The following is a 14010-nucleotide window of genomic DNA, read 5'->3' on the forward strand; positions in this document are numbered from 1 at the left end:
CCGGCCGGGTCAGGATAGAATCGACGTATCCTTCCCGCCCGCGATTCACGGAGCTCAATAATGCCCACCATCGTCGTCGACGTTATGCCCAAGGCCGAGCTGCTGGACCCGCAGGGCAAGGCAGTCACCGGCTCCCTTGCTCGCCTTGGTCACGGCCAGTTCCAGAACGTGCGCATTGGCAAGCGCGTCGAGATGACCGTTGAGGGCGAGGTGACCGACGAGGTGCTCGCCGAGGCCAAGAAGGTCGCCGAGGAGATCCTCTCGAACCAGGTCATCGAAGACGTCATTAGCATCGAGGTCGTCTAATGGCTGCCCGCATCGGTGTCGTCACGTTCCCGGGTTCGCTCGACGACCGTGACGCGCAGCGCGCGATCCGCGTGGCGGGCGCCGAGCCCGTCGCACTGTGGCACGGTTCGCACGACCTCGAGGGCGTCGACGCGGTCATCCTGCCGGGAGGTTTCTCGTACGGCGACTACCTGCGCGCCGGTGCGATTGCGGCGCTCGCGCCGATCATGACCGAGGTCAAGGACGCCGCGGCCAAGGGCATGCCCGTCCTCGGTATCTGCAACGGATTCCAGATGCTCGTCGAGGCGCACCTGCTGCCCGGCGGCCTGATCCGCAACGCGCACCAGCAGTTCATCCGCCGCGACCAGAAGCTCGTGGTCGAGAACGCCGACACCGCCTGGACGAACGCGTTCCGCAAGGGCGACGAGATCGTCATCCCGCTGAAGAACGCCGACGGCGGCTACACGGCAGACGCCGAGACCCTCAAGCGCATCAACGGCGAGGGCCAGGTCGCGTTCCGCTACGCGGGCGTCAACCCCAACGGCTCGCTCGACGACATCGCCGGCCTCACCAACGAGGCGGGCAACGTCGTCGGCCTGATGCCGCACCCCGAGCACGCCGTCGAGGCGGGCTTCGGACCCAACACGACCGACGCGATGCGCTCGGGCGTCGACGGCCTCCGCTTCTTCGAGAGCGCCCTCCGCGCCCTGCAGCTGGCGTAAGCAGTTACGCGCACGATGGCCCGCCCCGATGGGGCGGGCCATTTGTGTTTTTCCCGCACGCTCCCCTCCTATGCGGAGCGAAGCGACCGCCCGCCCGGCCCCGCTGGCTCGGGCCTGGCGGGCGGATCCGCCCCGCGGATCCGCGGGACGCGGGGCCGGGCGGGCGGTCGCGCAGCGGCCCACGGACCTAGGCAGGCGGCCGCGCAACGCGCACGGATCCAGGCGGGCGGCCGCGCAACGGGCGCGGATCCGGATCCGGAACGCGCGCGGCGCGAAGAACGGGCCGCTACATTGGATCCGTGACCCTCATCGTTTCTGTTCCCACCGACCAGCTCGCGTCGGACATCCGCGCGCTCCTCACCTCCACCGACGACATCGAGGTCGTTCTCTGGGCCGAGGGCGATGCCCCGCGCGACGACATCGACATCGTGGTGCCGCCGTATATGAAGCAGGGCAAGATGCTGCGCGCGGTGCAGGAGATCAAGCCGCGGCTGATCCAGGGACAGGCGATCGGATACGACGGCGTCGCCGACGTGCTGCCCGAGGGCTTCGTCTACGCGAACGCGTCGAGCGTGCACGAGACGGCGACGGCCGAGCTCACGGTGGGCCTGCTCATCGCGGCCCAGCGCGGGTTCGCCGACTTCGTTCGGCACCAGGATCAGTCCGACTGGTTCTACGAGAAGACCCCCGGCCTCGCCGATTCGCGGGTGCTGATGCTGGGCTACGGCGGGGTCGCGAAGGCGATCGCCGCGCGGCTGGATCCGTTCGAGGTCGACCTCACCGTCCTCGCATCGCGCGCTCGCGAGGAGGACGGGCGCCACGTGCACGGCATCGACGAGTACCGCGACCTGCTGCCGACTGCCGACATCCTGATCAACGTCCTGCCGGGCGGATCCGAGACCCGGCACCTCATCGACGATGCCGCGCTCTCCGCGCTGCCGGATGGCGCGCTCGTCGTGAACGTCGGCCGCGGCCCGACCGTCGACACGGAAGCGCTCGTGGATCACGTGCGCCGTGGGCGGATCCGCGTCGCGAGCGACGTCTTCGATCCGGAGCCCCTGCCCGCCGATCACCCGCTGTGGACGCTGCCGAACGTGTTCCTCACGCCCCACGTCGGCGGCCTGACGAACGCGATGGCCCCGCGCATCGCCCGCCTCGTCGCTGACCAGGCCCGCCGCCTCGCGCGGGGCGAGGATCCGATCAACGTCGTCATCGGCTGACGCTTCGGGGATGCGTTCGTGTCACTCTCGGCGCTGAGAACGACACGACGGCATCCCTGGGCGCGACGGCCCGGGCGGTCGCGTCGCTTAGGGATGCGTTCACGTCGTTCTCAGCGCTCAGAACGACACGACGGCATCCCTGCACGATGCCCCGTGTCTAGGGAGCGAGCAATGCCGCGCCGCGCGCCCCTGCCCATACCCCGAGTGTCGCGAGGCGCACCTCGGGAATGGTATGGAACGTCGCGTCTGCACGCGCCACGTCTACGGCCGGTTCCACGGTCCATCGAGCAGAGCGAGAGAGACCGCCGCCGACGACAATGAGGGCCGGATCCAGAAGGGCGCTGAGCTCGAGGATCCCGCGGCCCAGCGCATGCGCGGCCGCGTCGAAGGCAGCACGGGCCGGCCCGTCACCAGCCTCCGCCGCGCGCACGACGTCGAGCGCCGTCGCGCCCTGCGGCACGGATCCGCCGCGGTCTCGCCACCGATCGGCAATCTTCGTCCCGCCGATGGCCGTCTCGAGGCAGCCAGTCTGACCGCACGAACACCGCACGCCGTTGCCGGCAACGGCGAGATGTCCGATCTCGCCCGCCGCACCGTGTGCGCCCTTTCGAACGGCACCGTCCACGACGTGGGCGCCCGCGATCCCCGTTCCCAGGGCGATCACGAAGACGTCGTCGCTGCCGCGACCCGCCCCGAGGCGCGCCTCCGCGAGCGCCGCCGCCTCGCCGTCTTGCACGGCGCGGCCCGGAATCCCGAGTGCGCTCGCGAGCGTTTCGGCGGGCCGGGTGCCGTCAAGCCAGCTCATGTTGGCGGCGCGTCCGACGACACCGGTCGCGGGGTCGAGCGTGCCCGCGATGGTCACGGCGAAGCCGGTGGGCGCGTCACGGGCTGTGGCGACGAACCCACGGACAGAATCAGCGAGCTCATCGAGTGGGCCTGACGGCACAACCGTCTGGTCGATCATCTCGCCGTCAGTCGACACGAGGACGAGTTTGGTGTCCGTGCCTCCGTAGTCGATGCCGAGCGAGCTCACAGTGCGTGCCCCAGGAGGTCGCGGATCGCGGCCGCCTCGGCCTCATCGGCCGTGGTGTAGCTCGCCTCGCCCGCTGCGGCGGCGGCACCGAGCGACACCGCGAGCGTCTCCACAACGGTCCGCTTCGCCGAGGCGTGCACGGCGTCGACGCCTGTCGCCGCGATCGCTGAAGCGTTGGCCGAGGTCACCCCCGCACCCGCCATCACTTGGATCCGCCCCGCGGCGAGCGCGATGAGGCGGGGATACACGTCGAGTGCCTCTGCCGCGGTGGGCCGTCCTCCGGATGTAAGCACTCGGTCAGCGCCTGCGTCGATAAGCGCGGCAAGCGCAGCGTCAAGGTCGGCTGTCTGATCGAACGCCCGGTGGAAGGTGACCTCCGCGTCGCCCGCAACCTCGCGCGCGCGGCGGACGAGTTCGGTGTCGACGGATCCGCCGACGAGCCCGCCGATCACGACGCCCGCGGCGCCCGCGCGGATCGCGTACCGCACGTCGGAGAGGATCAGCGCGGTCTCGTCCGCGCTGTGCGTAAACCCGCCCTCGCGCGGGCGGATGAGCACGTGCACCGGAACGCCCGTCTCGACGGCGGACTCGATGAAGCCCGCCGACGGCGTGACGCCCCCGGTCGACAGCGCCGCGCACAGCTCCATCCGCGCGGGGCGCACCCGCGCGGCCACCGCGAGACCTTGCGGATCCTGGATCGCCATCTCGAAGGCGGTCATGCGCTCGCCGTTCCCGCGAAGCCGCGCACGTAGCGGCGGCCGCGGATGAGGGCCGCCGAGAGGTCGGGGCGCTCATCGAACGCATCGTAGGGGAACATGGGTCGCACGATGCGCGAGTGGCCCAGGCGCTCGAGGTCCTGGTCGACGGGTCCCGGCGTGAGCGCGAGGGTCCACCCCTTGGCGATGTCGTACAGGGTCGGCTCGAGGTAGCCGATCTTCGTCACGACGATGTCGGCCGCTTCGGGATCGAGCCCGATCGCGTGGAAGTCGGCGACGTCGTGATAGGCCTTGCGGAACTCGGTCACGATCGCGCGGATGCCTCCCACTCCGATCACCGCGATGCGCCCCGCGGCGGGGTCGCCTTCGTGGAGAGAGAGGAGCTCGCCACGGATCCGCACGGGCTCAGCGACTCTATGGTCGACGCGCGCGCCGGCGGTCACGTCGATGCGATCGCCGACCGCGTGCGCGAAGATCTGCTCGATCGCTCCGTGGTCGAAGATCGACGCCACATACGTGATCGGCGCGTCTTCGCCGGTCAGTCGTTCATCGGCCAAGAGCCGCGTGAGCGTCCAGGTGACATCGCCGGATCCACCTGCGCCCGGGTTATCACCCGAGTCGCTGATGAGGTAGGGCTTCTCCGCTCCCGACGCACGGTGGGCGAGGCCAGCCTCGACCGCCTCGTCGAGAGTTCCGGGAGGGCCCACGAAGGCGAACTCGTCCCTGGCATCCCACAGCTCGCCCGCGATGCGCTCGGCCTCGGCCGAGATCACCGCTGCGTCGTCTCCGGTGACCATGACGGTCGCGTGGCATCGAGGCTCGTCGGCCCAGGCGTACCCGATCCAGAGACCGAGGTCGCTGATGCCCGCCTTCTTCTCAACCTCGTCGAGCTGGGCGTAGAGCGTCCTCGCGGGCTCAACGCGCGTCGACGTCTTCTCACCCGGAAGCAGGATCGGAACGCGGACCCACGCTGTGAGCGGCTTCTCGTCTTTGCCGAGCCACTCCACGAGCCGATGCGCGGCGCGTTCTTTCGTCGCCCAGGCGTCCTCGTGCGGGGCAAGCCGGTAGCAGGTGGGCAGATCGAGCGCGAGAGCGAGCGTCTCGGACATGTTGCCATGCAGATCCATCGGCGCCGTGATGAGGGCGTTCGGGCCCACAACCTCTCGCACCGCGGTGACGAGATCACCCTCAGCGTCCTCGAGCCCGACAACGCTCATGGCGCCGTGGATGTCGAAGTACACGCCATCGATGTCACCGGCTGCCCGCAGGCCCTCGACGATGCGGTTCTTGAAGTCGTCGTATACCTCGCGCAGAACCGCGCCGCCGGGGATGGCGCGCGCCATGAAGACGGGGATCCATTCCGCGGCCTCCGCGAGCGGCTCACCGGGGGCGAGGAATGCGTAGCGCTCGATGAGTGCGTCTCCGGTGAGGACCGGAAAGTCGCGATACCCGGCGCGGTGCGCGGCGTATGCGCTCGACTCGATCGCCATGCCGACAATTGCGATACGGGGCTTGGTCATGATCACTTCTCCTGAAGGACGGCTCGCGCAGCTCGACGTTCACGCTGCGCCACGGGGTCGGGGGACGGTACGGAGGCCAGGAGTTCTTGGGTGTAGAGCTCACGCGGGGCGCGCAGCACGTCGGAAGTGAGGCCCTGTTCGACGATGCGGCCGCGACGCATCACGACGACGCGCTGCGTGAGCTGGTTCACGACACCCAGGTCGTGGCTGACGAAGAGGCATCCGAAGCCAAGCTCCGCATGTAGCGTCCGCAGCACATCGAGCACCTCCGCCTGCACCGACACGTCGAGGGCACTCGTCGGTTCGTCGGCAACCAACAACCGGGGCTTCAAGACGAGGGCGCGGGCGAGGCCCACACGCTGGCGCTGGCCGCCCGAGAACTCGTGCGGATAGCGGCTGGCTGCATCCTTCGGCAGCCGTACGGCATCGAGCAGCTCGGCGACGCGCGCCCGCTTCTCGGCACGCGACAGCCCTCGCGCATGAATCGAGAGCGGTTCGGCGATCGACTCCCCCACCGTCATGCGGGGATCAAGCGAGCCGCCCGGATCCTGAAAAACGACGCCGACGTCGCGCAGCAGGCGGCGCGCGGCACGACCACGCAGCGAACCAAGCGGTTCGCCCAGCAGGTCAATCTCGCCGGTACTCGCTGGCAGAAGCCCGAGCGCGAGACGGCTGACCGTCGACTTTCCGGATCCGGATTCGCCAACCAGTCCCACGAACTCGCCCTCGCCGACCGCCAGGTTGATGTCGTGGATCGCGGGGACGAACCGGCCTCCGACACGGTAGCCCGCGGTGACGCCCTTCATCGAGATGACCGGCTTCTCGGGCTCCGCGAACGCGTGGCTCTCGCCCGCGACCTCTGCCCCGCCGAATGCCGCGGGCGGAAGCTCCGGAATCGCGGCCAGCAGCGTGCGCGTGTACTCGTGTGTCGGATCCGTGAGCACGGCTGCGGCCGCGCCGGACTCGACGACACAGCCCTGCCGCATGACAAACACTCGATCGGCGAGGTCGGCGACCACGCCCATATTGTGCGTGATCATCATGACGCCGACGCCACGATCGCGCACGAGAGCGCGAAGCAGGTCGAGGATCTCGGCCTGCACCGTCACGTCGAGCGCTGTCGTCGGCTCGTCGGCGATGATGACGCGCGGCTCGCACGCGAGCGCGATCGCGATCACCACGCGCTGGCGCTGACCGCCCGAGAACTCGTGCGGGAACTGGTTCGCGCGACGCTCGGGATCCGGGATCCCCACCTGGCGCATCAGCTCGACGGCGCGCTCTGCGGCCTCGGCCTTCGTCGCCGAGGTGTGATTGCGCACGGCCTCCGCGATCTGGGCGCCCAGCGTCATGGTGGGGTTCAGCGCCGTCATCGGCTCCTGGAACACCATCGAGACGACGCGGCCCCGGATGTCGTCGAGCTCGGCGGTCGTGGCGCCGATGATCTCGCGCTCCCCGTCGCGGTCGGCGACGCGGATGGATCCCGATGCCGTCGCGGTGCCCGGTAGCAGGCCCATGGCCGAGAACGAGGTCACGCTCTTGCCGGATCCGGACTCGCCCACGAGCGCGACCACCTCGCCCGCCGAGACATCGAGGGTGACGCCGCGGACGGCTTCCTCCTCCCGCCCGGCGAAGCGCACGTGCAGGTCTTCGATGCGCAGCACCGTCTGCGTCGTCATGAGGAACGTCCCTTCACATCGAACACGTCACGCAGTCCGTCGCCGACGAAGTTCAGCGCGCAGACCACGAGCACGATCGCGATTCCCGGAGGCAGGATCAGCCACCAGGCGTTCTGATAGATGAGCGAGAGCCCGCTCGACAGCATCGCTCCCCAGTCGGTCGCGGGCGGCTGCAGGCCCATGCCGAGGAAGCTGACGTACGCGACGAGCAGGATCGCGTCGGCCACCTGGAAGGTGGCGTTGACGACGACGGTGCCGATCGTGTTCGGGACGATGTGCCGCAGCACGATGCGGGAGTGGGATCCGCCCATCGCGCGCGCGGCGACGACGTAGTCGCGCGTCTTCACGGACAGCGACTCCGCCCGCACGAGGCGGGCCGGGACGAGCCATGAGACGAAGCCGATGACGAGGATCATCACGAGGGGGCTCGGCTGCACGATGCTCGAGAGCACCAGCAGGAGGAAGATCGCGGGGATCGCAATGCCCGCGTCGACGATGCGCATCATGATCGCGTCGACGATTCCGCCCACATAACCGGCGATGGCGCCCCACAGGGTGCCGATCACGGTCGCAAGGATGCCCGCGAAGATGCCGACGAGCAGCGAGGTGCGTCCGCCGATCATCAGCCGGCCGAGCACGTCGTACCCGAGGGCGTCGGTGCCGAGCGGGTGGCCGTCGACGCCGGGCTTGAGGTTGGCGGACTCGAGGGCCGTGCGCACCTGCTCGGTGGGGTGGATCAGCGGGCCGATCGTCACAAACAAGATGGCGATCATCAGCACCACGAGGCCGATGAGGGCGAGCCGGTTGGCGGCGAATCGCTTGAGGGCGCTCATGCGAGACCTCCTCGCGTACGCGGGTCGAGAACGGCCTGGATGATGTCGGCCAGCAGCGAGCCGACGACGGTCGCGACCGAGATGACGAGCACGCAGCCGAGCAGCACGGGGAAGTCGCTCGACTGAGCCGCGCTCCAGAACAGCAGGCCCATTCCGGGATAGTTGAACAGCTGCTCGATCACGAGCGCGCCACCGAACATGACGGGCAGCTGGTAGCCGAGCATCGCGATGACGGGCGTCAGCGAGTTCCGCAGGAGGTGTCGCGAGAGCACGCGCCGGAAGGGCGTGCCCTTCGATCGAGCGGTGCGGATGTAGTCCTCGCTGAGGCTGTCGAGCGCCGATGAACGCATGTAGCGGCTGAAGTTCGCCACGAGCGGGATCGCGCCCGTGAGCACGGGGAGGATCATGCGCTGCGGTTCGAGCAGCACGTCGCCGACGGTCTCGCCCTGCGGGGCGCCCGCGGGCAGGATGCCGAGGCCCTGGCTGAAGACCATGATGAGGATCATGCCGAGGAAGAAGCTCGGCGTGGAGTAGGCGATGATCGCGAGGGTCGACAGCGTGTAGTCGGCGCCGCGATTGCGGCGAACCGCCTGGAAAATGCCGACCGGAATCGCGATGATCAGGGCGACCACGAGCGAGAGGCCCGTCAGAACGAGCGTCTTCGGCAGTCGCTGCATGATGGCGTCGGTCACCGACATATTCAGCAGGAACGACTGGCCGAGGTCACCCGTGAGCAGGCGGCCGAGGAAGAGGAAGTATTGCTCCCACACCGGGCGGTCGTAGCCCTGGTCGTGGTTGAACTGAGCGATCTGTTCTGCCGTTGCCTGAACGCCGAGAACGCCGCGGGCGGGGCCTCCGGGGAGCATCTGCAGCAGCGTGAACACGACGACCGTGACGACGAAGATCACGACGATCGCCTGGAGGATGCGTCGCAGCAGGAAGAAAAGGAACGGATTGCGGCGGGGGCGCGCCCCCGCGACCGCCGCCTGTGCGGCGACGGTCGCGGGGAGCTGATCAGGCGTCTGACTCACGAGGGATTCTTACTCTCCCCACGCCCAGCGCTGGGGGTGGAAGTTACCCATGGAGTCCTGCTCCACGCCCGTCAGGCCGCTGTCGATGACCGAGACCTGGTAGACGGGGTTCGGAACCCACATGACGGGAAGGTTCAGGGCGCCATACGACGAGTACTCCTGCATCGCCGTCTCGTCGCCCGCGGCGAGGGTTCCGGCGATCAGCTCGTCCATCTCATCATCGCTGTACGAGCCGAAGTTCGAGCCGCCACCTGTCGAGAAGAGCTGTTCGCCCGTCGGGTAGGCGGGGAAGTACCACGATCCCGCGGTGCCGAAGTAGGGCAGCTCCCACGTGCACTCCGGCGAGTCCGACTCGCAGGAGGGGATCGAGCCGAGCACCGTGTTCAGCGGTGCCGATTCGATCGTGACGCCGACGCCGGCCTCCTCGAAGGTCGACTTCATCTCGGCGAACATGTTGTCGGTCTCGGTCGATCCACTCTGCGACAGGATCGTGATCGCGAGCTTCTGGCCGTCGGCAATGCCGTCGCCACAATCGGCGCCGGTCTCGCACACGTAAACTCCGTCTGCTCCGAGAGTCCAGCCGTTCTCCTCGAGGAGAGCCTTGGCCGCGTCCGGGTCGAACGGATACGGGTTCTCGCGCTGTTCGTCCGAGAGGAACTTGTTGTCAGGATCCTGCGGGACCGGACCGTAGACGGGGTTCGCCGCGCCGTGCCAGATCACGTCGGAGATCGTGTCCTGGTCGATCAGCTGTTGCAGCGCCTGACGCACGTACAGCTGCGAGTAGACGGGCCCCATGGTGGGGTTGTTGAAGTTGTAGGGCAGGTAGGTGATGGCCCAGCCGTCCCAGTTCACGACGTCGAAACCGAGGTCTTCGTACTGCGCCGAGTTGTCGAGCTCGCTCGTCGGCACGTACCCGTAGTCGACGTCGCCCGAACGCACGGCCGCAACCTCAGCGTCGTTCGAGGTGAACGGCAGGAAGTTGACCGTCGAGATGTGAGCGGCGTCCTCGCCGTCGTAGTCTTCGTTCTTCTGGAGCGTCATGCGGCCGGAGTCGCTGAACGACTCGAGCCCGTAGGGGCCGCTCAGGGTGTCAAAGAGCGGGTTGCCGGCGTAACCCGACAGGTCCTCACCCTCGCTGATGAGGTACTCCCAAATGGCCTGCGCCCCCTCGGGCGTCTTTGCGAGCTCGGGGTCCGGCGTGCCGCCGTCCTCCGTGATGCTCCACGCGTGAACGGGCAGCGGCGTGATAAGGGTCAGCTGCGAGGCGAGCAACCACTCCTCGTTGTACGCTCCGTCGAAGGTCAGCACGACGGTCTTATCGTCGGGCGTCTCGACGCTCGAGACGAGGTCGGGCATGGAGCCGGCACGGTAGCTTCCCCACACGTCCTTGTTCGCCTTGACGAGGTCGAACCAGAAGGCGACGTCAGCCGAAGTAATCGGTTCGCCATCCGACCAGGTGCGGTCGTCCAGGGTGATTGTGACGCTCGTGTCGTCGTCGGCGAAGGTGATGTCTTTCGCGATGTCCGCCGTCGCGACGCGGTCGACCGTTCCGGTCGATCCGTCATAGGCGACGAGCGGCTCGTAGAGGGCGTGGATCAGCGACGAATTGTGTGTCGTCATCTTGCCGGCGGTCGCGAGCGGCACGAGCCAGTTGGGAGTCGCGTTGGCGGGAAGCGCGTAGCTGACCTCATCGCTCGAGCCGCCGCCAGTGCTGGAACCGCCGTCCGACGAGCAGCCGGCGAGCAGGCCCGCGGTGGCGGCAAGCCCGACGACGGAGAGGGCGATGCTGCGCCCTCGGGATGCGAATGTCGATCGCATGGGTCCTCCTAGTGTGAGCGCAACGGCGCGCTAGATGCGTGGTGGATGGAACAATGAATACGGTAACCGAACAAAGTTCATCCGTAAACGGTATGAACTGTCACGAATAAGTTAATCCTCGATCGTAAAAAGTTCCGGCTCTCGTACGATTAGGCAAGAAACCCGCGCAGACCAAGGAAATCCATGTCACGCACCAGCAGCAGCGCCGCCGAGAATCAGGTCCTCGCGGTCATCGGATCCGGTCGCGCGCGCTCCCGGCGCGAGATCTCCGCCATCCTCAATCTCTCGGCGTCGACCGTCTCGCAGCACGTGCAGTCTCTCCTTGCGCAGGGCCTGATCTCCGAGGGCGAGGTCCGCGGATCCACAGGCGGCCGGCGGGCCCGCGAACTGCAACTCGCGGGCGAGACCGATCAGCTCGGCGTCATCGACCTCGGTGGTGGCCACGCGCGCCTCGCCGTGCTTCCCCGAGGCGGCGAGCTCGGCGATTCATCGGAAATCTCCGTCGATCTGCGCGACGGGGCCGAAGCCGTGCTCGAGCGCTGCATCGCTGAAATTCGGTCGCTCGCGAGCGGTCAGACACTCGCAGGAATCGGCGTCGCGCTACCCGGCCCCGTAGATCCCACGACGCATGGCGTCGTCAGCCCCTCCCGCATGCCGGGCTGGGCTGGCCGCGACATCGCGGCCCTGATCGAAAGTCTCACGGGAGTCCCGGCGGTCGTCGAGAACGATGCCAACGCGATGGCGCTCGGCGAGCACTTCGCGCGCACGCCGCACGCGAATGCGTCGGTGACCGTCAAGGCCGGAACGGCCGTCGGATCCGGGATCGTGATCGACGGATCCGTCTATCGCGGCGCAGGCGGCGTTGCGGGCGACATCACCCATACACGCGTCGCCGCGGCACACCAATACCCGTGCTCGTGTGGCAACTTCGGCTGCCTCGAGACCGTCGCGTCCGGCGCCGCGCTCGTGCGCCTTCTTCAGAACGAGGGCGTCGAGGTCACGACGACGCAGGAGGTGCTGACGCTCGTGCGCGACGGCCATCCCCGTGCCACGGCGCTCGCGCGTTCGGCGGGCCACCACCTCGGAGAGGTGCTCTGCGCTGTCGTCAACTTCTTCAATCCCAGCGCGATCTACCTCGGCGGATCGCTGTCATCGCTCGAGCCATTCGTCTCAGCGCTACGTAGCGAGATCTATGAGGGTTCGCACCCGCTGATGACGCGCGACCTCACGATCGCCCCTGCGGCGCTCGGGGCAGATGCGAGCCTCGTCGGCGTCTCTCGCCAAATCAACGAGCACCTCGCACAACTCACGCGAGGCTAGGCCACTCGCTGTTGTAGCGGCTGATGCCGCTGACCGTAGCCGTTCGGGGATGCGCTCACGTCGTTCTGAGCCCTCAAAACGACACAACGGCATCTCTAGGCGCGATGCCACGGGCGGTCGCGTCGTTCAAGGATGCGTTCACGTCGTTCTCAGCGCTCAGAACGACACGACGGCATCCCTGAACACGTCGCTTCTCCTTCAGGGACGCGTTCGCGTTACTTTGGGCGCGCACAACCCCATCCCCGAACGCGAAACGGCCCGCCCTGAGGGGCGGGCCGTGGCGTTAGGCGCCGATCCAGGTCTGGATGGGATCGACGAGGAAGTACACGACGAAGAGGATCGAGACGAGCCACATCAGCCAGTGGATCTCGCGGGCCTTGCCGCGCGCGAGCTTCACGATGACGAACGAGATGAAGCCCGCGCCGATGCCGTCGGAGATCGAGTAGGTGAACGGCATGAGTGCGATCGTGAGGAAGGCGGGGATGCCGATGTCGGGGTTCTTCCAGTCGACGCCGGCGATCTGCGTCATCATCAGGAATCCGACAAGCACGAGCGCGGGGGCCGCAGCCTCGTAAGGCACGAGCGCGACGAGCGGCGCGAGGAAGGTCGAGAGCAGGAACGCGATACCGGTGACGACCGAGGCGAGACCCGTGCGTGCGCCCTCGCCGACGCCGGCGCTCGACTCGACGAACGCCGTGTTCGACGACGTGGATCCCATGCCGCCGGCGATCGCACCGAAGGAGTCGACGAGCAGGATCCACTTGGAGCGCGGCGGGTTGCCCTCGGAGTCGAGCAGCTTCGCCTCGCCGCCGATGGCGACCATCGTGCCCATGGTGTCGAAGAAGTCGGCGAGCATCAGCGAGAACACGATGAGGACGATCGTGATGATGCCGATGTTCTGGAAGGATCCGAGGAGCGAGAACTGTCCGATCAGCGAGAAGTCCGGCAGGTCGACGACGCCGCTGAAGGTGGGCGCGCTCTTGAATCCGCCGGGGTTGTCGTCGCCGCGCACGCCGAGGTGCAGGGTGTTCTCGAGGATCACGGCGATAACCGTCGCGACGAGGATCGAGATGAGCAGGGCGCCGGGCACCTTGCGCACGTGCAGCACGATCGTGAGCACGAGGCCGATCACGAACACCAGCACCGGGAAGGTGCCGAGGTTACCCATGCCGACGATCGTTCCGGATCCGGCGGTCACGATGCCCGCGTTACTCAGGCCGATCAGGGTGATGAAGAGGCCGATGCCAACGCCGATCGCGGTCTTTAGCTCGGACGGAACGGCCTTGAATACGGCCTCGCGGAATCCGGTGAGCACGAGGATCGTGATGATGATGCCCTCGATCACGACGAGGCCCATCGCGTCGGCCCACGTCACGTTCGGGGTGCCCGCGATCGTGAAAGCGACGACGGCGTTGAGGCCGAGGCCCGCCGCGAGCGCGAGCGGGAAGTTCGCGAGCACGCCCATGAGGATCGACAGGATGCCCGCGATGAGTGCGGTCGCCGAGGCGATCATCGCGAGGTTCGGCTCGTCGGGGTTCGTGCCACCGCCGAGCAGGTGGCCCGTGCCGTCGAGCGTCGTACCGAGGATCAGCGGGTTCAGCACGAGGATGTAACTCATCGCGAGGAAGGTCACGAGGCCGCCGCGGATTTCGCGTGCGACGGTGGATCCGCGCTGGCTGATCTTGAAGAAGCGGTCGATGGCCCCAGAGGGCGCAGTCGGGGCGTTCACCGAATTCATAAGAACGATGTTTCCACAAGCACCTGGGATCTCGGCAGGGGCAATCGCGCACACACGTCGGCGCGACGCCGCGCACGGGGATGCCGTCGTGTCGTTCT

General features: G+C 67.8%; 12 protein-coding genes. 4 read left to right on the forward strand and 8 right to left on the reverse strand.

Translation table 11 applies throughout. The features are described 5' to 3' along the window. Positions 1 to 60: 60 nt before the first annotated feature. The 3 genes from purS (at position 61) to DTO57_RS06325 (ending at position 2227) form a co-directional block, all read left to right on the forward strand. The gene (purS, locus tag DTO57_RS06315) at positions 61 to 306 is read left to right on the forward strand and encodes a phosphoribosylformylglycinamidine synthase subunit PurS (protein ID WP_114117390.1); all 246 of its coding nucleotides are present in this window, start codon (positions 61 to 63) and stop codon (positions 304 to 306) included. After that, positions 306 to 1007, forward strand: a complete 702-nt coding sequence (purQ, locus tag DTO57_RS06320; protein ID WP_114117391.1) for a phosphoribosylformylglycinamidine synthase subunit PurQ — start codon at positions 306 to 308, stop codon at positions 1005 to 1007. Before purS ends, purQ begins: the two co-directional genes overlap by 1 nt. A gap of 299 nt (positions 1008 to 1306) precedes the next feature. Further along, complete coding sequence (locus DTO57_RS06325) at positions 1307 to 2227, forward strand: 2-hydroxyacid dehydrogenase (RefSeq protein ID WP_114117392.1); 921 nt, start codon at positions 1307 to 1309, stop codon at positions 2225 to 2227. A 157-nt stretch (positions 2228 to 2384) separates the two neighbouring features. Here the strand turns inward: DTO57_RS06325 and DTO57_RS06330 are convergent, their stop codons facing one another. From DTO57_RS06330 to DTO57_RS06360, 7 genes are read right to left on the reverse strand one after another with little or no spacing between them, the layout of a single operon-like run. Then, entirely contained in the window at positions 2385 to 3260 is an 876-nt protein-coding gene (locus DTO57_RS06330; RefSeq protein WP_114117393.1) for an ROK family protein, read from the reverse strand. Further along, a complete protein-coding gene (locus DTO57_RS06335) occupies positions 3257 to 3979 on the reverse strand; it encodes a copper homeostasis protein CutC (RefSeq protein ID WP_114117394.1) in 723 nt (240 codons plus the stop codon). Before DTO57_RS06335 ends, DTO57_RS06330 begins: the two co-directional genes overlap by 4 nt. Continuing rightward, a complete protein-coding gene (locus DTO57_RS06340) occupies positions 3976 to 5496 on the reverse strand; it encodes a M81 family metallopeptidase (RefSeq protein ID WP_114117844.1) in 1521 nt (506 codons plus the stop codon). Before DTO57_RS06340 ends, DTO57_RS06335 begins: the two co-directional genes overlap by 4 nt. Positions 5497 to 5498: 2 nt before the next feature. Then, positions 5499 to 7172, reverse strand: a complete 1674-nt coding sequence (locus DTO57_RS06345; RefSeq protein WP_114117395.1) for a dipeptide ABC transporter ATP-binding protein — start codon at positions 7170 to 7172, stop codon at positions 5499 to 5501. Next, positions 7169 to 8005 carry an ABC transporter permease gene (locus DTO57_RS06350; protein ID WP_114117396.1) on the reverse strand — a complete coding sequence of 279 codons (837 nt, stop codon included), beginning with the start codon at positions 8003 to 8005 and terminating at the stop codon, positions 7169 to 7171. The genes DTO57_RS06345 and DTO57_RS06350 overlap by 4 nt, the downstream gene beginning before the upstream one ends. After that, positions 8002 to 9036, reverse strand: a complete 1035-nt coding sequence (locus DTO57_RS06355) for an ABC transporter permease (RefSeq protein WP_229730444.1) — start codon at positions 9034 to 9036, stop codon at positions 8002 to 8004. Before DTO57_RS06355 ends, DTO57_RS06350 begins: the two co-directional genes overlap by 4 nt. 9 nt (positions 9037 to 9045) lie before the next feature. Continuing rightward, on the reverse strand, positions 9046 to 10854 hold the full coding sequence (locus DTO57_RS06360) for a peptide ABC transporter substrate-binding protein (protein ID WP_114117397.1): 1809 nt from the start codon (positions 10852 to 10854) through the stop codon (positions 9046 to 9048). 183 nt (positions 10855 to 11037) lie between these two features. On the opposite strand from DTO57_RS06360, the gene DTO57_RS06365 reads away from it, so the two are divergent. Further along, positions 11038 to 12174, forward strand: coding sequence for an ROK family transcriptional regulator (locus tag DTO57_RS06365; protein WP_114117398.1), 1137 nt, complete (start codon positions 11038 to 11040; stop codon positions 12172 to 12174). A 283-nt stretch (positions 12175 to 12457) separates the two neighbouring features. Here DTO57_RS06365 and DTO57_RS06370 read toward each other — a convergent pair whose 3' ends face one another. Then, positions 12458 to 13912: an NCS2 family permease gene (locus tag DTO57_RS06370; RefSeq protein ID WP_114117399.1), complete on the reverse strand. Its 1455-nt coding sequence runs from the start codon at positions 13910 to 13912 to the stop codon at positions 12458 to 12460. Between the last annotated feature and the right edge of the window lie 98 nt (positions 13913 to 14010).

Source organism: Microbacterium sorbitolivorans, from assembly GCF_003327285.1.
Classification (GTDB): domain Bacteria; phylum Actinomycetota; class Actinomycetes; order Actinomycetales; family Microbacteriaceae; genus Microbacterium; species Microbacterium sorbitolivorans.